Origin of the sequence: Terrabacter sp. RAF57 (assembly GCF_052113925.1) — a bacterium.
GTDB lineage: Bacteria > Actinomycetota > Actinomycetes > Actinomycetales > Dermatophilaceae > Terrabacter.
Genome location: NZ_JBFRDT010000027.1, coordinates 18,938 through 43,310 on the forward strand (window position 1 = coordinate 18,938; position 24,373 = coordinate 43,310).

17 protein-coding genes are annotated in these 24,373 nt (G+C 72.0%); 10 read left to right on the plus strand and 7 right to left on the minus strand.

Annotation, left to right across the window (positions count from 1 at the left end):
* Positions 1 to 160: 160 nt before the first annotated feature.
* A complete protein-coding gene (locus AB4Y83_RS20670) occupies positions 161 to 1,912 on the minus strand; it encodes a copper resistance CopC/CopD family protein (RefSeq protein ID WP_442276944.1) in 1,752 nt (583 codons plus the stop codon).
* Positions 1,913 to 2,041: 129 nt separating this feature from the next.
* Here AB4Y83_RS20670 and AB4Y83_RS20675 point away from each other — a divergent pair, with 129 nt between their 5' ends.
* The gene (locus tag AB4Y83_RS20675; protein WP_056772848.1) at positions 2,042 to 2,611 is read left to right on the plus strand and encodes a hypothetical protein; all 570 of its coding nucleotides are present in this window, start codon (positions 2,042 to 2,044) and stop codon (positions 2,609 to 2,611) included.
* 2 nt (positions 2,612 to 2,613) lie between these two features.
* Positions 2,614 to 7,305: a multicopper oxidase domain-containing protein gene (locus AB4Y83_RS20680; protein WP_442276945.1), complete on the plus strand. Its 4,692-nt coding sequence runs from the start codon at positions 2,614 to 2,616 to the stop codon at positions 7,303 to 7,305.
* Between the two features lie 7 nt (positions 7,306 to 7,312).
* On the opposite strand, the gene AB4Y83_RS20685 is transcribed toward AB4Y83_RS20680, so the two are convergent.
* The gene (locus tag AB4Y83_RS20685; RefSeq protein ID WP_442276946.1) at positions 7,313 to 8,548 is read right to left on the minus strand and encodes a helix-turn-helix domain-containing protein; all 1,236 of its coding nucleotides are present in this window, start codon (positions 8,546 to 8,548) and stop codon (positions 7,313 to 7,315) included.
* An 86-nt stretch (positions 8,549 to 8,634) separates the two neighbouring features.
* On the opposite strand from AB4Y83_RS20685, the gene AB4Y83_RS20690 reads away from it, so the two are divergent.
* The 4 genes from AB4Y83_RS20690 to AB4Y83_RS20705 all read left to right on the plus strand — a co-directional run bounded on the left by AB4Y83_RS20690 (position 8,635) and on the right by AB4Y83_RS20705 (position 14,051).
* Positions 8,635 to 9,774, plus strand: a complete 1,140-nt coding sequence (locus tag AB4Y83_RS20690; protein ID WP_442276947.1) for a ferredoxin reductase — start codon at positions 8,635 to 8,637, stop codon at positions 9,772 to 9,774.
* A gap of 42 nt (positions 9,775 to 9,816) precedes the next feature.
* On the plus strand, positions 9,817 to 10,980 hold the full coding sequence (locus AB4Y83_RS20695; protein WP_442276948.1) for a fatty acid desaturase family protein: 1,164 nt from the start codon (positions 9,817 to 9,819) through the stop codon (positions 10,978 to 10,980).
* Positions 10,981 to 11,214: 234 nt separating this feature from the next.
* Positions 11,215 to 12,516: a COG4705 family protein gene (locus AB4Y83_RS20700; protein ID WP_442276949.1), complete on the plus strand. Its 1,302-nt coding sequence runs from the start codon at positions 11,215 to 11,217 to the stop codon at positions 12,514 to 12,516.
* 62 nt (positions 12,517 to 12,578) lie between these two features.
* Entirely contained in the window at positions 12,579 to 14,051 is a 1,473-nt protein-coding gene (locus tag AB4Y83_RS20705; RefSeq protein WP_442276950.1) for a sensor histidine kinase, read from the plus strand.
* Here the strand turns inward: AB4Y83_RS20705 and AB4Y83_RS20710 are convergent.
* A complete protein-coding gene (locus AB4Y83_RS20710; RefSeq protein WP_442276951.1) occupies positions 13,994 to 14,701 on the minus strand; it encodes a response regulator transcription factor in 708 nt (235 codons plus the stop codon). The two genes, AB4Y83_RS20705 and AB4Y83_RS20710, sit on opposite strands and share 58 nt — an antisense overlap.
* A gap of 171 nt (positions 14,702 to 14,872) precedes the next feature.
* Between AB4Y83_RS20710 and asnB the strand changes: the two genes are divergently transcribed.
* Genes asnB through AB4Y83_RS20730 form a run of 4 tightly spaced genes read left to right on the plus strand, consistent with a single transcriptional unit; the run spans position 14,873 to position 20,773 of the window.
* Entirely contained in the window at positions 14,873 to 17,836 is a 2,964-nt protein-coding gene (gene asnB / locus AB4Y83_RS20715) for an asparagine synthase (glutamine-hydrolyzing) (protein WP_442276952.1), read from the plus strand.
* Entirely contained in the window at positions 17,833 to 18,552 is a 720-nt protein-coding gene (locus tag AB4Y83_RS20720; protein ID WP_442276953.1) for a phosphatase PAP2 family protein, read from the plus strand. Before asnB ends, AB4Y83_RS20720 begins: the two co-directional genes overlap by 4 nt.
* Positions 18,549 to 19,436 carry a polysaccharide deacetylase family protein gene (locus AB4Y83_RS20725; RefSeq protein WP_442276954.1) on the plus strand — a complete coding sequence of 296 codons (888 nt, stop codon included), beginning with the start codon at positions 18,549 to 18,551 and terminating at the stop codon, positions 19,434 to 19,436. The genes AB4Y83_RS20720 and AB4Y83_RS20725 overlap by 4 nt, the downstream gene beginning before the upstream one ends.
* A 23-nt stretch (positions 19,437 to 19,459) precedes the next feature.
* A complete protein-coding gene (locus AB4Y83_RS20730; RefSeq protein ID WP_442276955.1) occupies positions 19,460 to 20,773 on the plus strand; it encodes a YncE family protein in 1,314 nt (437 codons plus the stop codon).
* A gap of 268 nt (positions 20,774 to 21,041) precedes the next feature.
* Here the strand turns inward: AB4Y83_RS20730 and AB4Y83_RS20735 are convergent, their stop codons facing one another.
* The 4 genes from AB4Y83_RS20735 to AB4Y83_RS20750 form a co-directional block, all read right to left on the minus strand.
* Positions 21,042 to 21,656, minus strand: a complete 615-nt coding sequence (locus AB4Y83_RS20735; RefSeq protein ID WP_442276956.1) for a maleylpyruvate isomerase N-terminal domain-containing protein — start codon at positions 21,654 to 21,656, stop codon at positions 21,042 to 21,044.
* A gap of 52 nt (positions 21,657 to 21,708) precedes the next feature.
* Positions 21,709 to 22,206 carry a pyridoxamine 5'-phosphate oxidase family protein gene (locus AB4Y83_RS20740; protein ID WP_442276957.1) on the minus strand — a complete coding sequence of 166 codons (498 nt, stop codon included), beginning with the start codon at positions 22,204 to 22,206 and terminating at the stop codon, positions 21,709 to 21,711.
* A 105-nt stretch (positions 22,207 to 22,311) separates the two neighbouring features.
* Positions 22,312 to 23,391 carry a fatty acid desaturase family protein gene (locus tag AB4Y83_RS20745; RefSeq protein WP_442276958.1) on the minus strand — a complete coding sequence of 360 codons (1,080 nt, stop codon included), beginning with the start codon at positions 23,389 to 23,391 and terminating at the stop codon, positions 22,312 to 22,314.
* 261 nt (positions 23,392 to 23,652) lie between these two features.
* Positions 23,653 to 24,072: a DUF7144 family membrane protein gene (locus AB4Y83_RS20750; RefSeq protein ID WP_442276959.1), complete on the minus strand. Its 420-nt coding sequence runs from the start codon at positions 24,070 to 24,072 to the stop codon at positions 23,653 to 23,655.
* Positions 24,073 to 24,373: the final 301 nt, after the last annotated feature.

A 24,373-nucleotide genomic window follows, 5' to 3' on the forward strand; every position in this document is an offset into this window, starting at 1 on the left:
GTGGTCCCCGCGATGTCGTGCCGCCGGCCCGGCCGTCGCCGCGACTGCCCACCGAGGGCGTATGCCGTCCGCCGGGCTCCCCGGTGCCGGTGCCCGAACCGGTGCCGGGGGGGCGGGTCGGTGCGGGTCGGCGCCGGTCGGCGCCGGTCGGCGCCGGGCCTCAGGCGTCGGCAGCGATGGGCACGGTGAAGACGACCGTCGTCGGTGTGCCCGAGGTCGGGGTGAGCACCAGACGGACCGACCACGGGCCGACGTCGTCGAAGGTGAGACCGACCTCGGTGGCGCCGTCGGCGCCGGACCCCTCAGGGCTGACCGGGAGCCGGACGGCGGCCGCGGTCACCCCGGGACGGCTGACCGACCCCGTCACCGACGAGATGGAGCGGCGGCCACCCCGGGCCGCGACCGTCACGAGCGCGACCGTGTCGCCGACGCGGGGTCGGGGCAGCTGCACCGAGACCGTCGCGCCGTCAGCCGTGATCACCCTGCTCCACGGCTCGACGTAGTCCGAGCGGGCCGGGACGATGACGACGAGGGCCGTGGTCAGGCCGAGCACGATGCCGGCCGTGAGCGTCTCTCCGGCGAGCCCCGCCCGCAGGCCCGTGGCCCCGACGGCTGCCGCCGGGACCGTGGACGCCGGAGCCCCGGCCTCTGATCGAGAAGGCGTTGGTATGCGGTGTCGCTCGACCCACACGCGCGCGCTGTTGCCGAGGGCGACGAGGACGAGCACGCCGCCGACCTTCGCGAGCAGCACGCGTCCGTAGGCGGTCGGCGTCAGGGCCGAGACGGTACCCACCTCGGACCAGGCCAGCAGGACTCCGGTGACCACGAGCGTCGCGACGGACGCGAGGGCCACCCAGGAGAAACGGGGGAGCGCCCGGCCGAGGGCCGCCTGCTGCTCGGGCTCCCCGGACCCGACGAGCAGGCCGACGAGGCCACCGAGCCAGACGACCATGGCGAGCAGGTGCACGACGTTGAGGGCGACGGTGAGCGCGGGGTGCGTCGTGGCCGCGGAGTGCCCGGCCAGCGGCCACGTCACGGCGAGAGCGAGGGTCACGGCGACGGCGGCGGACCGCAGGCCGAGCAGGAGGCGCCCCGTCGCTCGCGGCCCGAAGCTCAGGGCGGCCACGAGCAGCGCGACGAGGGCGACGAGGAGGAAGGCCCGCACCGAGTGGACCGTGTCGAAGGTCCGGGAGTGGGTGTCGAGGGAGCCGGGGTCGGCCCAGAGCGCACTGAACGGCTCGCCACTGGCATAGACGCCCTGCACGACCATGCTCCCCACGGTGGCCGCAGCGAGCAGGCCCGCACCGATGCCGAGGAGGCGACGGGTCCGGGGTGACGAGAGCCCCTCGGGCCACAGCCAGAGGACCATGAGCAGCAGGCCGGGGGCGAGGACCATCCCGACGTACCCGAGCCAGCGGAGGGGGCCCAGCACCGCTCCCGCGAGGTCGTTGTGGCTGTCGTCCGGTGGAGTGCCCTGGACCGGGGTCGGGGCGCCGACCGAGAAGCGGAACGACCCGGTCACGGGATGGGTGTCGGCCGAGCTCGCCTGCCACACCACGACATACGTGCCCTTCGCCAGTCCGGGTCGCAGCGGGACCCGGAGCGAGTCGGACGTGCCCTCGACGGCGAGAACCTGTCCCTGGTCGACGCGTTCGTAGTGGTCGTCGTAGACGTGCGCTGCCCCGTCCGCGGCCGCCACGGGCTCGGCGAAACGCAGCGTCACCGCCGTGGGCGCCGTGGCGACGACCGAGCCGGCCGCCGGGTCCGAGGACCGGAGGCGCGTGTGGGCGCCGGCCGGGCCGGACGTGACGAGGACGACGGCAAGGGTCAGGAGGGCGACGAGCGCTCCGCGCCGACGTCGTCCCGGGCTCCCTCCGAGGCCTCCGCGCGAGCGGGGCCTGCCCAGCGTCATGGTCCGAGAGTAGGACGGGAGCTGTTGCGCCCGGGGGAGATTGGAGCCGGTCGCCCGCGAAAGGCGTGGTCGTGCTGTGCAGTGGCGGACCCCAAGGTAGGTCGAAGGTCGCCCTGCGACGCTGGTCGGATGAGAAGCCTGCGCCCGGAACCGCGTCGGGGACGCACCATCGTCCTCGCGCTGCTGGTCGCCGTCGGGCTGGTCCTCGGGGGGTGGCACACCCGTGCCGTCCTCGCCGGGCCGCCCGACCCGACGGTCCTCACCGTGGGTGGGGTGTCGTTCAGGGTGACGGGCGCCGAGGAGGTGACCGGCCTCTCCGACGCCGACCTCGGTGGGATGTCCCACGGGGTGAACGGGCTCGTCACCAGCGACAAGGCCCTGGTCCGGGTCGTGCTGACCGTGACGGCGGGCGACGTCGACACGACGTACGACGCGACCGCCCTCAGGGCGATCGCCTCGGGACAGCCGTCCGGCGCGGCCCCGCTGGCCGGGTCGCTGCCGCTCCGGGGCCGTCTCGCGGCCCACGCCCACCTCGAGGGGTCGTTGTCCTACGTCCTGCCCCGTGACGGCTCGCACGTCGTGCTCGGCGCTGGCCCGGGCACGCCACGGGTGCCCCTGCTCTACATGTCGACTGCCGGCGGCTCGCCGGGCGACACGCACGACTCGCACGTCGCACCGAAGCCTTCCCAGAAGGAGTGACCATGGCCATCCCGTCGCCTACCACCCGAGCGAGCGCGAAGCGGCACGTCACCGTGGCCGACCTCGTCACGGCGCTGGCGATGGGGGTGGTGGGCGGGCTCTGGCTGTCCTGGCTCGACCTGCACGACGTCGGCGCGGGTGTCGTCCAGGGACCCGTGGGTCACTCGACCACCGTGGTGGCGTTCACCGTGCCCCTCGTGCTCGTCGTCCACCCGGTCCTGGCGGCGTCGCTGCGCCGAGGACTGCGCGAGTCGGCGGTCCTGGCGCGGTGCATCCTCGCGGTGGCGGCCTCGGTCGCGGTGGGCAACCAGCTGCGGCTCGTGGCCCTGGACGAGCCCCGGGACGGCCTGCCGGTGATCGGCCTCTTCGGGGACGCGACGACGGTCCTGATCGTCGTCGTGCCGGTGGTCGTGGTGGCCTCGTCGCTCCGGTCCCTCGCCGGGACCCGACGCCACCGGAGCCTCTCGCGGTCCCACCGTCGTGCCCACGGGGCACGTCTGCTCGCGGTGGGTACCGGGGTCATCGGCGTCGTCGCCGTGCTGGCCCTCGCACCCGTCGCCGAGGCGTCGTCGCCCACCGTGGCCCTCGCCGGGACGCCGGGCTGCCTGGACGGGGGGACCGTGAACCGCTCGTACGACGTCACGGCCATCGACGTCAACATCCCGCTCAACCGGTTCGGCGACCACGATCCCAAGGGCAAGATGTACGTCCTCACCTCTCGGCTCGCCGCGGTCCGGGCCCAGGAGACCTCGCAGAAGGTGTCCGTGGGCCTGCGCGACGACGCGATCCAGCCCCTCGTCATCCGGGCCAACGAGGGTGACTGCGTCTCGATCCGTCTGACCAACGCGGCATCGGGCGGTCCCTACGGCCTGCACATCGACGGGCTCGAGTTCGACATCAGCTCGTCGGGCGACGAGGTGGGCCAGAACGACCCGTCCGACGTCGCGGCGGGACAGAGCCGCACCTACCGTTTCGCCATCCCGCTCGACCGTCGCCTCGAGGGCGGCCACTACATCCACCCCGGGCCCGGCTACCGCGCCGCGGTCGCGCACGGGCTCTTCGGCGCGCTCGTCGTCGAGCCGCCGGGGTCGACCTACTGGAACGCCTCGGTCGCCGGTCGCCAGCTGGACTCCGGCTGGGAGGCCATCATCAAGCCGGCCTCACCGAGCGCCGCCTGCGTCCCATCGAGCGCGATGCCGACGTGCGGCTTCCGCGAGGGTGCCCTGCTGCACCACGAGATCGGCAACGACAACGAGCTGATCAAGAACGCCGCCGGCGCCGACATCCCGCTCGTCGACTCGACGACCGGCTCCTACCGGCCGGGCGCCTTCGCGCTCAACTACCGCTCGGAGCCGTTCCGCAACCGGCTCCTCGCCTTCCCCAAGGAGAAGTCTCACGCGTACAGCTCGTACACCTTCGGCGAGCCGGCGACGCCGATGATGCGCGGCTACCTCGCCGACCCGACGAAGATCCGGCTCATGCACGTGGGCAGCGAGAAGTTCCACGTCTTCCACCTCCACGGCGGGGGTGACCGGTGGCGCTTCAACCCGGTCGCCGACACGTCGTTCAACTACGCCGACACGGGATTGCGCAAGGACCCGCCCACCGTGCTGTCGCCGTCGCAGCGGCTCGACTCCCAGTCGATCGGCCCCGGTGAGTCCTACGACCTCGAGATCGAGGGCGGCGCGGGCGGGGTCCAGCAGTCTGCCGGCGACTTCCTCTTCCACTGCCACATCGCCAAGCACTACAACTCCGGCATGTGGGGCCTGTGGCGCGTCTACGACACCCGTCAGCCCGACCTCGTGCCGATCGCCGACCGAGCCCTCCCGCCGACCGCCGTCGACTCGCGCGGCCTCATCGGGCGCACCATCAACGGCACCCTGATCACGGCCACCAACCTCGACTCCTGGATCCGCCCGCAGCTGCCGCCCGCGGGGGTGCCGCGCAACGGACAGGACGCGACCGTCTGGAACTGGAAGGTGACGGGCACGGGGTCGCAGCAGCTCTACCTCGGAGCCCCGGCCGACCCCACGGTCTTCGCCGACTCCCCGAAGGTCGTGTCCGGCCAGCCGAACCTCCTCGCCGTCGACGTGGGGCGCATCGTGACGGGACGACCGACGATCCTGTTCAACCCGCGCAACGGACGGCCGGCCTACCCGCTCTTCCGCACGAACATCGGCAAACGACCACCCTTCACGCCGGCCGGTCACACCGGGACACCGTGGCTCGGGGCGATGACAGGCCAGACCTCCGCGAGCACCAGTCCGTGGACCAACCGCTCGGATGCCCTGTGCCCCAAGGGGAGACGGGTACGCACCTTCAACGTCGTCACCATCGGCAAGTCGATCCAGCGCACGCCGACGCAGGTCGACCCAGACGGCAAGCTGTTCGTCCTGGCCAAGGACAAGCAGGCTGTGGCGAGTGATCCGCGCCGCTCCGACCCGCTCGCGATCCGTGCCAACCAGGGCGACTGCGTCGCGATCACGCTGACGAACGAGATCCCGGACGCGTCCGCCTTCGACAACTTCTCCAAGAGCTCCATGCACATCCACCACGTCCAGTTCGACGTGCAGGGGTCCGACGGGGTGAGTGCGGGCTACGCCTACGAGCACTCCGTCCGGCCCTACCGTGTGGTCGACCCGCGCCTCAGCGCGGCGGCCGCCAAGGGGGCCCGGACGCTCGTCCTCAGCAGCGTGGCCTCGCTCGTCGGCGTCGACGCCGGCGGCAAGGCCACGAGACCGTGGATCGCCGTCGGTGAGGGCCTCGAGTCCATCGAGACCCACCAGGTCGTCGCCGTCAACCAGACGACCCGCACCGTGACCCTCGACTCGGCGTTGGTCGCCGCCCACGCGTCCGGGGAGTATGCCGGGAGCGAGTTCATCCAGTACCGCTGGTACCCCGATGCCCTGCTCGACAACGTCTTCTGGCACGACCACGTCGACGGGATCCACGGCTGGGGCCACGGCCTCGTCGGCCAGCTCGTCGTCGAGCCTCCCGGCTCGACCTACCACGACCCCGTGACCGGGGCCGAGGTGGACTCGGGCACCCTCGTCGACATCCACACGACGAGCGCCCTGTCCCCGGGACTCGTCAACGGCAGCTTCCGTGAGCTGGCGCTCTGGACGATCAACGACAACGACGCGGGGGCGTACTCCACGCTCAACCTCAAGGCGAACCCGCTCGCAGACCGCCCGGACACGGCGCACCAGTTCAGCTCCTGGACCTACGGCGACCCGGTGACACCCCTGCCCCGGCTCTATCCCGACGACCCGCTGGTCGTGCGCACCATCAACGTGTCACCGACCGTCGACACCCTGCACCTGCAGGGGGGCCGCACCCTGCTCGAGCCGCGCTACACCCACGACGACGGGTCGGGCCCGAGCCCGGCCGGATCGATCATCGACACGATCCACTACGGCGTCAGCGAGAAGTTCACCCTGGTCTTCAACGGCTCGGCACCCGACATGCGGATGAGGCCGGGTGACTACCTCTACGCCAACGGCGTCGAGAAGCACACCCAGCAGGGCGCCTGGGGCGTCGTGCGGGTGCTGCCCGGAACCGTCGACGACCTCCAGCCCCTCCCGGGGGTGGCGCCGCCGAGCACCGCCTACGTGCCACCGGTCACCACCGGTGGACCGCCTCCGGCAGCCGAGCCCCAGGACAGCCCGTGCCCGCCGACGGCGCCGACGCGCAGCTTCAACCTCAGTGCCGTCGACAAGTCGCAGAGCCTCAACGGTGCCCGGACGGCCTTCGTCCCCGACGGTGACGTCCTCAGCATCAAGAAGGGCCTGAAGAGCCCGGTACCGCTCGTGCTGCACGTCGTCGCCGGCGAGTGCGTCTCCGTCCGCCTCACGAACACCCTGACCACCCCAGCGGGGTTCTCGGTGGGCAAGCTCGACCGCGCCTCCGACTCGGGCGGTGTCGACGTCGGCTTCGCGCCGGAGCAGAACGTGGCTCCGGGGGCCGTACGCACCTACACGTACTACGCCGCCACCGACCGCCTCGGCACCGCCGTCATCTCGGACCTGGCCTCGCCGGGCTCGGCCAAGAACGGTCTCTACGGCGCGATGGTCGTCGCCCCCGCGTCCAGGGTCGACGGTCTGCGCACCGAGTTCAGCGACCCCGTCACGGGACTCGCGAAGGACATCGGCGCCCAGGTGATCGTGCACGTACCGGGCGGCGACGTCACCGACTACCGCGACTTCACGGTGCTCCTCGCCGACGACGACACGCAGATCGGGCAGGACTTCATGCCCTACCCGACGAACGCCCGGGCGGGACGGTCGCTGCTCAACTACGCGGCGGCTCCGGCCGGTGACGGTCCCGGCGCCTTCCGTGACCCGGGGCAGGTGCCCTTGCTGACGGCATACGCCGGTGATCCGGAGGTCATGCACGTGGTCGTGACGCCCGGGAGCGAGAGCGCCCACTCCTTCAGCCTCGGTGGGCTGCACTGGCCGCAGGACCCCCGGATCGGTGACGCGGACTCGACGACCACGCAGGGCATGGGGCCGTGGGAGTCCTTCGACCTCGACGTCGTCGGTGGTGCGGGCGGCACGAGAGCGGCACCCGGCGACTACTTCTACGGCGACCTCAGGAGGCCGTTCACCGCGGTCGGGCTCTGGGGCCTGCAACGGGTGCTGCCCTACGCGTCCCCGACGTGTCCGATCCTCCGCGTCGACGGGAGCACGTGCTGACGGGCGCTCAGGACCCGTCCGCGGTGGGAGCCGAGAGCGCCACCACGAGCTCGCGCACCGCGGACGGGTCGAGGAGCCGGTCGCCGTAGAGCTCGCGCACCTGGCCCATCCGGTAGCGGACGGTCTGCGCGTGCACGTGCAGCTCGGCAGCGACCGCGTCCCGACGTCCCTGGTGCAGCAGCCACGACAGGAGCGTCTCCGCGAGCCGGTCACGGGTGCCGGGAGGCAGGTCGGCGAGGGGCGCGAGAGCGAGGTCGCGCAGGTCGGCGAGCGCGTCCGGGTCGGCTGTGAGGACGAGGTCGGTCAGGTGCCGCTCCGTGTCGACGGGGGCCCCGCTGCGTGACGGCCGGACGAGTCGCGCCGTGCGCGCGGCGCGGTCGTAGGACGCACGGGCGTCGTCCCACGGGCGCGGCGGGCCGACGACGGCATGGCGGCCGGCCAGCACCCGCAGCACGTGGACGCGGCCCGGCCCGTCGGCGTCCGGCACGAGCAGCAGCGTCAGCGGGTGGTCCGGGTCGACGTCGTCGATGCCCGGCAGGTCCTCGCCGACCTGGAGGGTGTCGGCCCCGAGCGAGGCGAGGGCGCGGCGTCCCTGGGCCGCCGGCAGCAGGACGGCGGTCAGCGTGGCCGGGGGAGCCCACTCGGCGCGGGCCGCCGCCGCGGTCAGCGTGTCGATGCCGGCCCGGGCCAGCAGGTGCTGACCGAGCCGTTCGCGGTAGCGGTCCCGCACCCGTCCACTCGTCGTCAGCTCGTCGGTGTGACCCGCGACGCTCGCGGCCGACAGCTCGTCGATGTAGGCGAAGAGCAGCTCGGCGAACTTCGCCATCGTCGCCGCCGGCAGCCCGGCGTCTCCCGCGGCCCGGGCGAGCTCGCGCCACGACACGCGGGCACCGACCCGGTATGCCGCGAGGAGGCTGTCCATCGACCGTCCCCCGCGCGCCTCGCCGCGTCCGAGCGCGTAGGCCCCTTCGCGGGTCGGGCCGAGCGGGGTGCTCGCGTCGACGTCGCTCCCGCCGCCCGCGAGCTTGAGGAAGCCGGCGATGGCCATCTGCACGGCGCGCTCGATCGTGTCGCCGGCGACCCCGCCGAGGGCGCCGCGGTAGTCGGGGACCTCGTCGACGACGGCGGTGACCGTCGTGGACGCGATGGACGGCAGCCGCTCACGCAGCACACGGAGCACCGCGTGGTCCAGCTGCAGGTCAGCAGCGCCACGGACCGTGGCGCTCGTTGTCTCTGAGGCCATCGACTGTTTCCTCCGCACAAGAGTTCCCGAACACTTCACGCCCTGTGGTCAGGATCTTACCCTTGGGTGTCAGTCATGCTGGGGGCATGAGCCTGACCGCGCCCTCGAAACCCTCGACCCGAGCCGCCCGCCCGTCCTTGCGACGACGGTTCCTCCAGCTCGCCGAGCGCGCGACCTCCCCGCTGTTGCCCGCCGACTACCTCGACCTCTTCGACCCGTTGCGCCCCGGCGCCGACCTGCGCGGACGCATTGTGGACGTCCACCCCGAGACGGCCGACGCGGCCACCATCGTCATCCGCCCCGGCGCCGACTGGGCGGGCCACGTGCCGGGACAGTACGTCCGCATCGGTGTCGACGTCGACGGCATCCGCCAGTGGCGGGCCTACTCCCTGACCCACGGCCCGCGCGCCGACGGCAACATCTCCATCACCGTGAAGGCCGTGCCGGACGGGCTCGTCAGCACGCATCTCGTGCGCGAGTCGCGACCCGGCACCCTCGTGCACCTCGAGCAGGCCCAGGGCGAGTTCGTGCTCCCCACCGACGGCGGGAAGTTCCTCTTCGTCACCGCGGGGTCCGGCGTCACCCCGGTCATCGGCATGCTGCGCAACCTCTTCCCCGTGGCCGACGACGGCGTCGTGCGCCTGGCCCGCTCGGCGGCATACGACATCGTCGTCGTGCACGTCGCCCCGAGCGAGCCCCACTCGATCTTCATCGACAACCTCCGCGCCCTCGACCAGGCCGGCCTCATCCGTCTCGTCGCCCGCTACGACGACGAGCACGGTGTCCTCGACGTCGCCGACCTCGAGGCCCTCGTCCCCGACCTGCTCGACCGGACGACGCTCGCGTGCGGTCCCGGCGGGCTGCTCGACGCGCTCCAGCGCCACCACGACGAGCGCGGGCTCGACCTGCTCACCGAGCAGTTCCGCGCCACGACCCTCGTCGTCGGCGAGGGCGGCACGGTCGACTTCACCGGCTCGGGCACGACCGTCGACGCCGACGGCGCCACCCCCATCCTCGACGCCGCCGAGGCCGCCGGCGTCCTCATGCCGTCCGGGTGCCGCATGGGCATCTGCTTCGGCTGCGTCCTGCCCCTGCGCGAGGGAGCCGTGCGCGACCTGCGCACCGGAGCCGTCACGACCGCCACCCCCGGCGAGACCGAGGGCCAGGGCGTCCCGATCCAGACCTGCATCTCCGCAGCCGCCGGCGCCTGCGTCATCGACCACTGACCTGTTCCACAGACCCCCGACCCCCTGACCAGAGGAGTCACCATGACCGTCCTGCAGAAGAAGACCCACAACCCGATCGCGCACCTGACGCCCGAGGACGTCGAGCAGATCGGCGTCGAGCTCGACGCGATCCGCCAGTCCGTCATCGACACCCGCGGCGCCGACGACGCGGCCTACATCCGCAAGGTCATCGCCACCCAGCGCAAGCTCGAGCTCGGTTCTCGCGCAGTCCTGCTCGTCTCGATGTTCCCGCCCGCCTGGGTCGTCGGCACCGCCGGCCTCGCGGTCGCGAAGATCATCGAGAACATGGAGATCGGGCACAACGTCATGCACGGCCAGTGGGACTGGATGCGCGACCCGAAGATCCACTCGACGACGTGGGAGTGGGACAACGCCAGTCCGTCGGAGCAGTGGAAGCACTCGCACAACGAGCTGCACCACACGTACACGAACGTCATCGGCAAGGACAACGACCTCGGCTACGGCATCATGCGCGTCGATGAGGACCAGCGCTGGGTGCCGCTCTACGCCGCACAGCCGCTGTGGAACTTCGTCAACGCCTGCTTCTTCGAGTACGGCATCGCCGCCTACGACCTCGAGCTCGGCAAGAACCTCGCCACCAAGGAGCGCCGCCAGGACCCCGACTTCCGGGCGCGCGCCAAGGTGACGCTGAAGAAGATCCGCAACCAGATGACGAAGGACTACGTCATCCACCCGCTGCTCTCGGGCCCGTCGTTCCTCAACACGCTCGCCGCGAACGCCACGGCCAACCTCATCCGCAACCTGTGGACCCACTCGGTCATCATGTGCGGCCACTTCCCCGAGGGCGTCGAGACCTTCGAGCGCCGGTCGATCGTGGGGGAGACCCGTGGCGAGTGGTACCTGCGCCAGATGCTCGGCTCGGCCAACATCAGCGGCAGCAAGGCGATGCACTTCATGACGGGCAACCTCAGCTTCCAGATCGAGCACCACCTCTTCCCCGACCTGCCGAGCAACCGCTACCAGGAGATCGCCCCGCAGGTGCAGGACCTCTTCCGGCGCTACGGCCTGACCTACACGACGGGCTCGCTGCCGCGCCAGGTCGGCTCGGCCTGGAAGAAGGTCATCCGGCTGTCCCTGCCGAACGACTTCCTGGGCCGCAACAAGGGCGCGTCCGTCACCGACCTGCCGACGTCCGGGCCCGCGCGGGAGCACGCGGCCGCCTGAGGTCCCGGCGCCTCGCGTCAGGGCGCTGCTGCAGGCGCCTCCTCAGCGTGCCCTCAGTGTGGTTGCGACATCGTCGTGACGCCGGGAGATCCTCTCCCGGCGTCTCGACGTCCTGACACACGCGGCCACCGACGGCCGTGTCGCGCGCTCCACGAGGGCCGACCGACGGCGCCACGCCGGGTCGCCCCGGACCGGGAGGACTGTCGAGACAGCTCTCTCCGTGGAGGATCCCGCATGTCTGACCACCAGACGTCCACCGTCCCTGGGACGGCGGCTCACCAGGCGCCTCGCCCTGTGTCCGCCCAGCTGCTCAACAAGGTGCCGGCCATCACGGCCACCTTCTGGCTCATCAAGATCCTGTCGACGACGATCGGCGAGACGTTCGCCGACTACCTCGCCGTGCAGGTCGGCCTCGGGACGCTCGTCACGGACGCAGCCATGATGACCCTCCTCGTCATCGCCCTGGTCGCCCAGCTGCGGACGCGGCGCCTCGTGCCGTGGCTCTACTGGCTCACAGTCATCCTCGTCAGCATCGTCGGCACCCAGATCACCGACTTCTTCACCGACACGCTGGGCGTCAGCCTCTACGTCAGCACTGCGGTGTTCGCCCTGGTGCTGGCCGCGGTCTTCACGGTGTGGTGGCGCCAGGAGCGCACCCTCGCGATCACCGCGATCGACACGCCGCGGCGCGAGCGGTTCTACTGGGGCGCGATCCTCACGACCTTCGCGCTCGGCACGGCCGGCGGTGACCTCGCCACCGAGGCGCTGTCGCTCGGCTTCCGCAACGGTGTCCTCATCTTCGGTGGGCTCATCCTCGCCGTCTGGGTCGCTCGTCGCGCCGGACTCAACGGGGTCCTCGCGTTCTGGATCGCCTACGTCCTGACTCGACCGCTCGGTGCCTCGCTCGGTGACCTGCTCACGCAGAGCCGCGACTTCGGAGGTCTGGGTCTCGGCGCCAGCCTGACGAGCCTCGTCTTCCTCGCCGTCATCGTCGTGCTCGTCGCCCGTGAGCAGGTCAACGTCAACCGTCACGGCATCCGCGCCAAGGGTGAGGCCCCGGCCGTGCACCCGCGCCGCGACTACGCCTGGGCGGCCGCAGGCGCCGTGGCCGTCGTCGCCACCGCCACGGCTCTTGCGCCGACTGCCGCTCCCGCCTCGGCCACTCAATCCGGCACGACCGCCGGTGCATCGTCCGGTACCCGGGGCAGCGCCACGCGGGCCAACCCGTTGGAGACGGACGCGACGTCGCCCATCGGGGACCTGCGGCCGTTCGCCGTCATCGTCGACGACGTCGCGGCGAAGACCCGGTCGGGCGACCTGTCCTCAGCAACGACGCGGATCAAGGACCTCGAGGTCGCCTGGGACGACGGAGAGGCCGCGATGAAGCCGGCGTCGCCCGACGACTGGCACACCATGGACTCCGCGATCGACGGTGCGCTGACGGCGCTGCGGTCGACACCGCCCTCCAAGGCGGACAGCGCCGCTGCGCTCAAGGCTCTCCAGTCGACGATCGGCTCACTGGAGAAGAAGGCCTAGCAGCCCGATCGGGCAGAATCGTGGTGGCACCCACCGTGCCGCCCCAGACCGGAAGGAGCCCGATGACGGCCCGCTTCCGACTGCCCACGGGAGTCCGGGGACAGGCGACGGTCGCCGCCGCAGCCGTGGTGGCCGTCGCCCTGCTCCTCGGCAGCGCCGTGCTCGTCCTCGTGCTGCAGGGGGCCCTGACCCAGACGCTGCAGGAGAGCGTGACCTCCGTCGTCGACGAGGACGCCACCGTGCTGGCCGTCGACGGGACCGCAGGTCTCGCGCGAAGCGAGCGCGACGAGGGTCCCGACAACGTCATCGTCCAGGTCATCGGGTACGAGGGCGGAGCGGCGCACGTGGTCTACACCTCGAAGGCGTCGCGGACCGAGCCGATCACCGACGCGCGGCCGGCGGCCGGTCAGACCGTGGTCACCGGCCGCTCCTCTCTCCCGCTGCCGCTCGACCTGCGGGACCCCCTCGTGGTCGCACGCGGGGTCGAGGTGGGTGGTGACACGTACGTCCTCGCGGCACAGGCGTCCCAGGAGGCGCGCGAGCAGGCCGTCCGGACCACGGCCATCCTCCTGGCGGTCGCCCTGCCGTTCCTCGTGGCCCTCACCGCGATGATCACGTGGTGGCGGGTCGGGCGCGCCCTCAGCTCCGTGGAGGCGATCCGCTCCCACGTCGAGCGCACGAGCGCCTCCAGGTTGCAGGATCGCGTGCCCGTGCCGCCCACCCACGACGAGATCGCTCAGCTGGCCGTGACGATGAACTCGATGCTGAGCCGGCTCGAGGCCTCGCAGCGCGCCCAGCGCCGCTTCGTCTCCGACGCCAGCCACGAGCTGCGGTCGCCGCTCGCGACCATCCGGGCGTCGCTCGACGTCGTCAGTCCCGACGATCCCGAGACGTCGTGGGAACAGCTCGACCCGATCCTGCGCGGCGAGACCGAGCGGATGAGCCGGCTCGTCGACCACCTGCTCCTGCTGTCGCAGGCCGATGACCACGCCCTCACGGTGAGCCGCCGCGACGTCGACCTCGACGACCTCGTCGACCGTGAGGTCCGGCGACTGCGCCGGCTGACCCCGTTGGCGGTCCGTCTGACCAACGCCGCCGTGCGGGTCCGCGGCGACGAGCACCAGCTCGAGCAGGTCCTGCGCAACCTGCTCGACAATGCCGCCCGCCATGCGGTGGGCACCGTGGACGTCACCGTCGAGCGGGGTGGCGCCAGCGCCGCGGTGCGGGTCGAGGACGACGGACCCGGCATCCCCGTGGCCGACCGAGCGCGCGTGTTCGAGCGCTTCGTGCGGCTCGACGAGAGCAGGTCACGCCACTCCGGGGGAGCCGGCCTCGGTCTCGCCATCGCCCGGGAGCTCGCCGTGGCACACGGCGGGAGGCTCTCGGTGCGCGAGTCGCCGTCCGGTGGCGCCTGCTTCGAGCTGACGCTGCCGCTGCCCTCGTCGGCGCCACCGGCCGGCGGGTCGGGAGCCGCGGATCAGGCCGGCTCGACCGGTTCGGCAGGTTCCGCAGACTCAGCCTCGAGCAGTCGGTAGCCCACGCCCCGCACGGTCTCGATGCTCGCCTCGGCGAACGGGGCATCGATCTTACGGCGAAGGTAGCCGACGTAGACCTCGACGATGTTGACGTCGCCGTCGTAGGCCGGATCCCACACGGCATCGAGGATGGCGGCCTTGGTGACGACCTCACCCGCGTGCATCATGAGGAAGGTCAGGAGCGCGAACTCCTTGGGAGTCAGGGCGATCTCGGATCCGTGTCGCAGCACCCGCCGTCGCACCGGGTCGAGCGACAGGGAGCCGTTCGTGAGGACCACGGGACGTTCCGGGGCGCCCCGCCGGATGAGCGCCCTGAGCCGGGCGACGAGCACGACGAAGCTGAACGGCTTCGTGAGGTAGTCGTCCGCACCGAGGTTGAACGCCTCGGCCTGGTCGTGCTCACCGTCGACGGCGGTCAGCATGAGCACGGGCGTCCACACACCCGCCTCGCGCAGTCGTGCGATCACCTGGTAGCCGTCGAGCCCGGGCAGCATGATGTCGAGGACGATGACGTCGTACGCGGACTCGGTGGCCGCCCACAGCCCGTCCTGGCCGTCGTGCATGACGTCGACGACGAACCCTTCGCGCGTCAGACCGCGTCGGACGACCTCCGCGAGGGACGTCTCGTCCTCGACGACGAGCACGCGCACCGCTCAGACCTGCCGGGCGTCGAGGCCGAGGCCTGCGGGTTCGCGGATGGCGCTCATGGGCCCGAGCCTAGGTCGGCGAGCCTGAACACCGGCTGAGAACCGGCCTCAGGGTCCTCTCAGCGGCGTCGTCGCACGATGGCGGGTCAGACGACCGTCGTCGGAGGGATGCGCATGTGTGGAATCGCCGGGTACTTCGGCCTCGAGGAGGACCGTGGGCTGCTGGACCGGATGAGCGCGGCCCAGCGTCACCGTGGGCCCGACGACTCGGGTACCCACCTCGACGGCCCCGTCGGGCTGGCCCACCAGCGACTGTCGATCATCGACCGCGAGGGCGGGAGGCAGCCGATGGCCACGCCGGACGGCAGGTACGTCCTCGCGTACAACGGTGAGGTCTACAACTACCGCGCCCTGCGGGACGAGCTCGCTTCGGCGTCACGGACGTTCGTGACGCACAGCGACACCGAGGTCGTCCTGCAGGCGTATGCCGCGTGGGGACGTGAGGCGTTCGACCGCCTCAACGGGATGTTCGCGATCGCGGTCTGGGACCGCGACGAGCAGACGCTGACCCTGGCCCGTGACCAGTTCGGCATCAAGCCGCTCCACGTGAGCCGGGTGTCGGAGGCGCACGGAGGCCGAGGCGGCCGCGGAGGCTCGTGGCTCTTCTCCAGCGAGATCAGGCCGATCCTCGTCAGCGGCCGCCACGACCGGGCGCCCAACGAGAGGAGCCTGTTCCGCTATCTGCGCCATCGGGTGCACGATGACGGTGCCGAGACCTTCTTCGACGGCATCGAGCGGTTGCTGCCGGGTGAGATGGCGACGATCAGCGCTGACGGGTTCGAGCGTAGGCGCTACGGCACCCTGCAGCACGACCTCGAGCGCGCTCGTCCCGCCGCGACCGGTGCGGGCGCGGAGGAGGTCGCGGCCCTGCGCGACGGGCTGAACGAGTCCATCGCGCTGCGGCTGCGCTCGGACGTGCCGGTGGGAACGTCGCTCTCGGGTGGGCTCGACAGCTCGACCATCGCCGTCGGGATCGACCGGCTRCTCACCACGCACGACACGTCGGCCGAGGCCGTCGGGCCTCGGCAGCAGACCTTCTCTGCGGTCTTCCCCGGCTACCGCAACGATGAGGAGCGCTGGGTGGATGACGCCGTCGACGCGTGCTCGGGTCCCGTCCAGTCACACAGGATCCGGCCGACCTCCGACGACCTGCTCGCCGACCTCACCGACTTCGTGCGCACCCAGGAGGAGCCCGTCGTCTCGACCGGACCGTACGCGCAGTACCGCGTCATGAAGGAGGCGAGCCGGCACGTCACGGTGATGCTCGACGGACAGGGGGCGGACGAGATGCTGGCGGGATACGTCCCCCAGACCGTCACGCACCTGCGCAGCCTGGTCTCCCGGGACCGACGTGCCGGCCTCTCGGAGATCGTCGCCTCTCGCGACATCCTCGTCGGTCAGGTCCGCTCGCGGCTCCGGACCCGGCTGCAGGGCGGGGGATCGGTGAGCCAGCTCCTCCGACGGGACTTCAGGGCCGCCCACGCGGACGACACCTACGCCGTGGAGGGGGCGACCCTACGACAGCGCCTCGTCCACGACCTCTTCGTGGCCTCGCTGCCGGCTCTGCTGCGCTACGAGGACCGCAACTCGATGCGCTTCTCCGTCGAGGGTCGGGTGCCCTTCCTCGACCCCGACCTCGTGCGCACGGTCTTCGCGATGCCCGACGACGCGATCATCCGGGACGGCTGGAACAAGCACGTCCTGCGCGATGCCGAGGAGCACGTGCTTCCGGCCTCGATCACCCGACGGCGCAACAAGATCGGCTTCACGACCCCGCAGAACGAGTGGTTCCACGAACAGCGCGAGTTCATCTACCGGGTGTTCCTCTCCGAGTCGTTCGCGAGCCGGCCCTACTTCGACCGGACCGAGGTCCTCAACGCCTTCGAGCAGTGGCTGAGTGGTCGGGGCTCGCTCGACTCCATGGCCTTCTGGCGCATCCTCAACGTCGAGCTCTGGCTGCGCGAGTTCTTCGACGCGCGAGCCGAACCCGCCGCCGACACGGCCGACGCCAGGTCCGACCCGGCCGACGCCGGGTCCGACCCGGCCGACGACGCGAGGTCGGGCGCGGCCGGCCCCACGCGCGGAGCGGCCCGTGGGGCAGGCTCCCTGACGGCCCCCGTCACCAACGAGGGGAAGCACCTCGACATCGAGCTGCCCGACGGCACACGGGTCCGTCGCCTCCCGGTGCGCACCCCGCAGGTGGCCGACACCGACGACCTCGTGGCCCTCGTGGTGGACCGGGTCCGCGCGCACGTCGACGCGCTCGGTGACGGCCGGTCCGTCGCGGGAGCGGGGTTCAGCCGCTGGTACGTCTTCGTCTCGGAGAAGGTCGTCGCGATCACCCAGCACCGCTCGTTCTTCATCTGGGACATCCCCGTCAGCCGAGCCGCGCGCGTGCTGAGCCGTCACGTGACGCGGACCTCCGCAGGCATCGGTCTCGGGTCACCGTTCACGATGCAGCTGGCGATCGACGAGGCGGGCCTCCCGCGGGTGCTGCTCGCCGCGGCCGCGGGAGCCGCGGGCAAGCTCGTCGGACGGCGGGGCCTCTTCTACACCGTCGTCGGGGGCGACGTGCGCGCCATCGACGGACCGACCGAGTACTCCGTCCACCCGGCCAACCTGTCGGCCAAGCTCGCCCCCGAGGATCCCGACCGCGTGTCTGCGACCATCTCGGCGGCGATCCGCGCCGCACTGCCCCAGGGCCTTGCCGACACCTTCGGTGGCACCGTCGTCATCGACGCGAACGACCTCGGCTGCAACGTCCTCGGGAGCGACGCCGCGGGTGACCGGACCCGGATGGAGCAGATGTTCGCCGACAACCCGCTGGGCCAGGGGTCACAGCGCACCCCGGTGGCGCTCGTCCTCGACGAGCTCCGGCTCCTGGACCCGAGCCCGCCGACGCCCCCCGACACGGCCCCCGACACGGCCCCCGACACGGCCCCCGACACGAGCCCCGACACGAGCCCCGACACGAGCCCCGGCACGAGCCCCGACGCGGGCCCGACCCCGGCCGCGGACCCGACGACGCTCGTGACGGCATACGCCGATCCCACCCGGGCGAGCGGACGGTTCGCATGACCACCGTCGTGACCTCCGAGCCGGACACGGCGAAGCGCCGGCGGGCGCGTCGGCGGGCCTGGGTGGTCTGGGGGATCGCGCTCCTCGGCGTCGGTCTCGCCCTCGGCTTCGCGGTGACGGCCGTCGGCGCCTCCCGGACCGGCGAGCTGGGGCTGGACGTGCTCCTCTCCGGACACCGCGACCGTCTGCTGACCGCGGCCGCCCAGGTCGTCGACGTCGGCCTCGGCACACGCATCGCCCCGGTCCTGCTGCTCGTGGGCTGCGGACTCGTCTGGACGAGAGACCGGTTCGCCGCCGTGACCATCGGGGTCCTGACGGTCGTCGGCTGGCTCTCGGTCGAGGTCGGCAAGGTCCTCGTCCACCGGCCTCGGCCCCCTGCCGCCGCCGTCCACGCCCTCGTCGCGGAGACCGCCGCTGACAGCTATCCGAGCGGACACACCGCGTTCGCCGCGGCGACGGTCTTCGCGGTCGTGGCGGCACTGGTCCTGACCGGTCGGTCCACCCGGGTCGCCTGGGTCGTCGGCCTGCCCATTGTGGCCGTCGTCGCCCTCTCGCGGCTCTACCTCGGGGTCCACTACGTCACCGACGTCGTCGCCTCGGTCGTCTTCGCCGGCGCATCCGTCCTCGTGGTGACGGCCCTCGCCGCACCCGCCATGCCGTGGCTGCGGACGCGGCTGAGTCCTCGCGCCGGCGAGCCGGAAGGGAGGGACGCATGACGCCACGAGAGCCGGCCCGCGACCAGCCCGACGCGGTGCCCGTCCTCCGTGGTGGCACGTCTCGGAGAGCCGTGCTCGCCGCGGCCGCCGGCGCTCTGGGGTCGGCTGGTGTCGCTGCGTGCTCGCCGGCCCCGGAGACCCCGCCGCCCGCGGCGCAGGGAACGCTCCGGGGGACCCGCGCGCCCGCGCCGACCTCCGGCGTCCCCGGCTCGGCACCTCCGGTGGCCACCGGGTCATCGGCGGCTCCCACCACGTCGACCGAGGCCGACACGGTCCTCGGGTCCGTCGGCCCCGACATCCGGTCGGGCTCGTCCGGCCGTCACGAGGTCGCCCTGACCTTCCATGGCGCCGGACCCGCCTTCCTGACGGCGACCGTCCTCGACATCGCCCGCGCCCACGGCGCCCGGGTCACCGTCTTCGCCGTGGGCCAGTGGCTCCATGCCAACCCGGCCCTGGGCCGCGCCGTCCTCGCGGGAGGCCACGACCTGGGCAACCACACGTGGAGCCACCGACCCATGCGCAGGCTCGCCGCCGCCGAGGCCGACGCCGAGGTGAGCCGAGGGGCGGCCGAGGTGGCTCTCGTGCGCGGCTCGGCCGGGCTGCTCTTCCGGCCGTCGGGGACTCCGACGAGCACCGCCGTGATCCGGGCGGCCGCCCGCGCCTCCGGCTACGCGCGTTGCATCTCCTACGACGTCGACCCCCAGGACTACCTCGACCCCGGGACGGCCGCTGTGCGCGAGCGGACGCTCGCCGACGTCCGGGCCGGGAGCATCGTCAGCCTCCACCTCGGTCACGCCGGCACCGTGGCCGCCCTGCCCGGCATCCTCGCGGGGCTGCGCGCCCGTGGTCTGCGTGCGGTCACGGTCAACGAGCTCCTGGCGTGAGACCGCCTCGCGCTCGTGCCGCCGTGGGACCGCTTCGCGGCGTCGTGGTCCTGCTCGCCCTCACGGTCACGACGAGCGCCCTGCTGGCCGACTGCTCGACGTCCCGGACTGCCGCGGCCGGTGCTCCGAGTCCGTCGTCGCGGGTCGTCGCCCCCCTCGGGCCGAGCTCGACGGCCCCCGTGCCCACCTCGTCGGCCCCCGCGCCGACCTCGTCGGGCTCACCCTCGCCGCGTCCGCCCGGGTCCGCGCCGCTGGACGCCGGGACGACGCAGCCCTATGCGTTCACCGGCGCGGGGAGCCTCGCCGGAGAGGCCCGCCGGGCGCGTCCGCTCGTCTACGTGCCCGAGCAGCTCGCCGGGACGGTCCAGGTCATCGACCCGAGGACGTATGCCGTCATCGCCACCCGACGCGTGCCGCGCTCGCCCGAGCACGTCGTGCCGTCCGCGGACCTGCGCCGCCTCTGGGTCAACAGCGACGCGGGCAACGCCCTGACGCCCATCGACCCGCGCACCGGTGCCGTCGGCACCCCCGTGGCGGTGCGCGATCCCTACAACCTCTACTTCACCCCCGACGGCAGGAGCGCGCTCGTCATGGCCGAGCGGCTCCGTCGGGTCGACGTCCGCGACGCTCGCACCATGGCCCTGCGGCGTTCCCTGCCGGTGCCGTGCGCTGGGCTCAACCACGCCGACTTCACGGCCGACCTGACGAGGATGCTCGTCAGCTGCGAGTTCAGCGGCGACCTCGCCGAGCTCGACGCGTCCGCCACTCGGGTCGTCCGGATCGTCGACCTCAACCGCATCCGGACCCCGGGAGCGACCCGCCCGGCCGATGCCCGGTCGATGGGCGGTCCCGCGGCCATGCTCGCGTCGGGCGCGACGTCGATGCCCCAGGACGTGCGTCTCTCTCCGGACGGCCGATCCTTCCTCGTCGCCGACATGCTGCGCAACGGCATCTGGGTCATCGACGCGACGACCTTCCACGTGACGCGCTTCGTCAGGACGGGCCTGGGCGCGCACGGCATCTATCCCGCCCGGGACGCGCGACGCGTCTTCGTGAGCAACCGGGGCGAGGGGACCGTCAGCGTCCTCGACGGCGGCACCCTGCGCCGGCTCGCGACGTGGCGGATCCCCGGCGGGGGATCCCCCGACATGGGAGGGGTGACGGCCGACGGGAGCGAGCTGTGGTTCTCCGGTCGCTACGACTCCTGCGTCTACGTCATCGACACCGTGACGGGCCGTGTCACCCACCGCATCCGGGTGCGACCGGGGCCGCACGGCCTCCTCGTCTGGCCGCAACCGGGCCGCTTCTCGCTGGGTCACACGGGCAACATGCGATGACCTCGTGGCCGGACGTCGCGCGGTCCGGAGATCCGCTGAAAAACCGTGTCATGAAAACGCAGGCTGATCGTCTACAGGGGGAAGGGACGCCCCCGGGCGTCCTGGCAACAGCCTCGGGTGTTCGTGGAGGGGTACCCCGGGCTGGCCCGTCGGGGACGGGCAGCACCGAACAGAGCCCCCGCTCGCCCACCTGAGCGGGGGCTCTGTGCTGCTCCCGGCTCTCGGGGCCACCGGCGGCGCGGTCAGTGACTCGAGCGACTCGAGCGACTCAGCTCCGCACCGTCGGGTCCCAGCGCCACGTCTCGAGATGGGGCCGGTCCGCGAGGACGCCGCGACCGCAGCACCACAGCAGTACCTCCGTCGGGTCCCCGTCAGGTGCCTGCGGGAAGAGTCGCGCCAGCGCCCCTGCCGTGAGCTCCTGCGGCGGCACCCACCCGAGCCCCAGACCGCGGGTGACGTCGTGGGTGTGCACCAGCACCTCGACGACGCCCATGGCCGCGAAGCCCTCAGCGTCCGCGACGCCGGCCGGGTGCCAGGCCCGCAGCCCGGCCGGCGCGGCCCGGCAGGCCAGGTGCAGCAGCTCTGCGCACGTGACGACCGAGGCGACGAGACGGTCGGGCGTCGCGGCGTCCTCGACCACGAGCTCCATCGGCAGGTAGGCCGCGTCCGGCTGCGCGACGACCTGGCCGGCATACGAGAAGAGCACGTCGGCCACGTGGGCCGCGGTGCGCCGGCACGACCACTCGAGGTCACCGGCCGGCATGCTCCACTCGCGGTCGACGGCGGCATCGAGGACGCTGCGGCACACCGCCGCCACGGAGGGGATGAGATCGGTGATCGGCCGCGGATCGGTGAGAACCCCGGGACTCGTCGCTGTGGTCATGACCCGACCGTGCCACCGGATCCGGACGGTCCCCGACCGGGAAGGCGCGGACTCAGGCGCGTTGCCGGCGCTCGCGTTCCAGGACCAGCTCCTCGACGGCGCTCGGCAGCGTCGTCTCGAAGTCGATGAGCTTCGCCCACGTCGGGGTCACGACGATCCGGACCATCCCGTCGTAGAGCGAGCGGACCTCCGCCTCCCACCCGACCCGCTGCTCGGGCGTCATCGTGTACGTGCCGTTCATCTGGAGATACTCCTCCGGGATGCCGTCGACGACATCGAGCTCGGCCGTGCCGCGGACGAGCAGCATCGTCGGCGGGTGCACCTCGGTGTCGATGGTGAGCGCGACCACCGGGTCGCGACGCAGGGCAGGCAGCTTCGGCGCGTTCTTCGTGGTGCACATGACCAAGTGGGTCCCGTTCCAGGTGAAGGCGATCGGGATGACGCGCGGTGTGCCGTCCGTGGCGACGTAGGCCAGGCGGGCCACGTCACGCGTGAGCATCTGCTGGCTCCCGGGCCGGTTCAGGACCTCGGTGATCTCGTTCGGTTGCACGGTCGACCTCCGTGTTCAGGTGGGCCTCCGGGTGGCTGCCCTTCACGGGTGGGACGGAGCCAGCCCGCGTGTCTCGACATCGGACCGCTGGCGAGCCGGTGACCATCAGGTGGCGTCCGCCACGGTCACCGCGCGTCGGCTCGCGACGAGCGGGCACAGGAACGGGTCGTTGTCCTTGAGGCCGACGGCGTTGAGGTGGCTGATGACGCTTCCGTATGCCGTCCAGAGCGTCGTCTGCGTGTAGCGCACCCCCTCGGCCGCGCAGTAGGCGACCACGAGCGGCTGCACCCGCCGCAGGTGGGGCCGCGCCATCGACGGGAAGAGGTGGTGCTCGGTCTGGTGGTTCAGCCCACCGAGGAGCACGGACATCCACCGACCGCCACTGATGTTGCGGCTCATGAGGACCTGGCGGTTGAGGAAGTCGAGCTTGAGCCCCGGCGCGACGAGGGGCATGCCGATGTGGTTCGGGGCGAAGGAGAGGCCCATGTAGAGGCCGAACAGCGCGAGCTGGACGGCGAGGACGGCGACGACCTTGGCCGGCGACATGACGAGGAGCAGGAGCACCGGCAGCCCCGCGAGGCGGGTGGTCAGGAAGGCCAGCTCGACCCACCGGCGCTCGACCCGACGACGGCCGGCGACCCGGTGGATGCCCTCCCAGTGCAGCGACAGTCCTTCGAGCAGCAGCAGCGGGAAGAAGTACCAGCCCTGGTGGGCCACGAGCCAGCGCACCAGTGGTCGATGGGAGCGGTGGGCCTGCCCGGGGGTGAAGGCGAGCACCCCCGACGCGATGTCGGGGTCGTAGCCGACCTTGTTGGGGTTGCCGTGGTGACGGGTGTGCTTGCTCTGCCACCAGCCGTAGCTGATGCCGACGAGCAGGTTGGCCACGACGAGGCTGACCCAGTCGTTGAGTCGACCGGAACGGAACATCTGGCGGTGCGCGGCGTCGTGGCCGAGGAAGGCGATCTGGGTCATCAGCACCGCGAGGACCGCACCGGGCGCGAGCTGCCACCAGCTGTCACCGATCCACACGACGATGAGCACCCACCCCGCCATCGCCACGACGGCGCCGACGAGTCTGGTCCAGTAGTAGGCGTACCGCCGACGCATCAGTCCCAGGTCGTGCACCTGGCGGGTGAGCGCCGTGAACGAGCTCCCGGTGGTCTGGTCATGGTGGGTGCTGGTCACGGCGATCGATCTCCTTGGGCCACGGTGTTTCCCGTGGCCACGGGCGTTCGCGAGAACGACGCGGGGGCTCCACGGGCATGTGAGGAGTGACCGGCGCGGGGACGGCGGTGCCGGACGACGCACGACGTCACGTTCACGGGAGGGACGCGACCGGGGTCCAGGGACTCGCCTACCACCCCGAGTGTACGCGTCCGGGGCGGCCGGCACCGCCGCGACGACCGTCAGCGTCAGGACCCGAGGGGCGATGAGCGCGGGCCGGCGTCAGTAGCCGACGTCGTCGGCGAACCCCGCGGTGCACAGCGCCCAGATGACGAGGGCGTTGAGCGTCAGCAGCACGATGGACCAGACCGGATAGACCGGTATCGAGGCGAAGTTGAGGACCATCGCGAGCGACACGGGGACCAGACCGAGGATCCGGCCGATGGGCCGCTCGGCGAGGATCAGTCCTCCGACCACGACGAGGACGATGCCCCAGACGAGGTGGATCCAGCCCCAGGCCGTGGTGTCGAAGGCGAAGATGTACCGGGGCGTGTTGACGTAGAGCGTGTTGTCGAAGAGCGCCGACAGCCCACGCAGGAACTCGAGGATGCCGGAGATGAGCAACACCGTTCCCGCGAAGAGCACGGTCCCGTACCTCCAACCGTGCGGGCGGGTCGGAGCGGTGATGGGCGAGCTGGTCATGCGTCCTCCCGGGCTTGGCGATGCCTCATCGTCGCCCGGTCCGCCGTAGACCGTCCTCACCCGGTCGGCATGAGATCGCCAGCTCTCTTGGCTGAGGGACGGGTGCCGAACGAGATCGACTGACCTCGTCAGGCAGAGAGCCGGACCCTCAGGAGACGACCGCGTCGATGGCCTTCTTCATCGCGCTGGGCTGCTCGGGACGGCGCGGTGCCTTCTTCCGGGCAGCGAGCAGCTCCTCGCCGAGCTCCTGCAGCTGCTTGCGCCCGAGGCCCTCGCGGACCTTCGGGAACCAGTCCTGCTC

Excerpts from the sequence above, each read along its gene's own strand:
- AB4Y83_RS20670 (WP_442276944.1), bottom strand. The coding sequence starts at position 1,912 with ATGACGCTGGGCAGGCCCCGCTCGCGCGGAGGCCTCGGAGGGAGCCCG.
- AB4Y83_RS20675 (WP_056772848.1), top strand. The coding sequence starts at position 2,042 with ATGAGAAGCCTGCGCCCGGAACCGCGTCGGGGACGCACCATCGTCCTC.
- AB4Y83_RS20680 (WP_442276945.1), top strand. The coding sequence starts at position 2,614 with ATGGCCATCCCGTCGCCTACCACCCGAGCGAGCGCGAAGCGGCACGTC.
- AB4Y83_RS20685 (WP_442276946.1), bottom strand. The coding sequence starts at position 8,548 with ATGGCCTCAGAGACAACGAGCGCCACGGTCCGTGGCGCTGCTGACCTG.
- AB4Y83_RS20690 (WP_442276947.1), top strand. The coding sequence starts at position 8,635 with ATGAGCCTGACCGCGCCCTCGAAACCCTCGACCCGAGCCGCCCGCCCG.
- AB4Y83_RS20695 (WP_442276948.1), top strand. The coding sequence starts at position 9,817 with ATGACCGTCCTGCAGAAGAAGACCCACAACCCGATCGCGCACCTGACG.
- AB4Y83_RS20700 (WP_442276949.1), top strand. The coding sequence starts at position 11,215 with ATGTCTGACCACCAGACGTCCACCGTCCCTGGGACGGCGGCTCACCAG.
- AB4Y83_RS20705 (WP_442276950.1), top strand. The coding sequence starts at position 12,579 with ATGACGGCCCGCTTCCGACTGCCCACGGGAGTCCGGGGACAGGCGACG.
- AB4Y83_RS20720 (WP_442276953.1), top strand. The coding sequence starts at position 17,833 with ATGACCACCGTCGTGACCTCCGAGCCGGACACGGCGAAGCGCCGGCGG.
- AB4Y83_RS20725 (WP_442276954.1), top strand. The coding sequence starts at position 18,549 with ATGACGCCACGAGAGCCGGCCCGCGACCAGCCCGACGCGGTGCCCGTC.
- AB4Y83_RS20735 (WP_442276956.1), bottom strand. The coding sequence starts at position 21,656 with ATGACCACAGCGACGAGTCCCGGGGTTCTCACCGATCCGCGGCCGATC.
- AB4Y83_RS20750 (WP_442276959.1), bottom strand. The coding sequence starts at position 24,072 with ATGACCAGCTCGCCCATCACCGCTCCGACCCGCCCGCACGGTTGGAGG.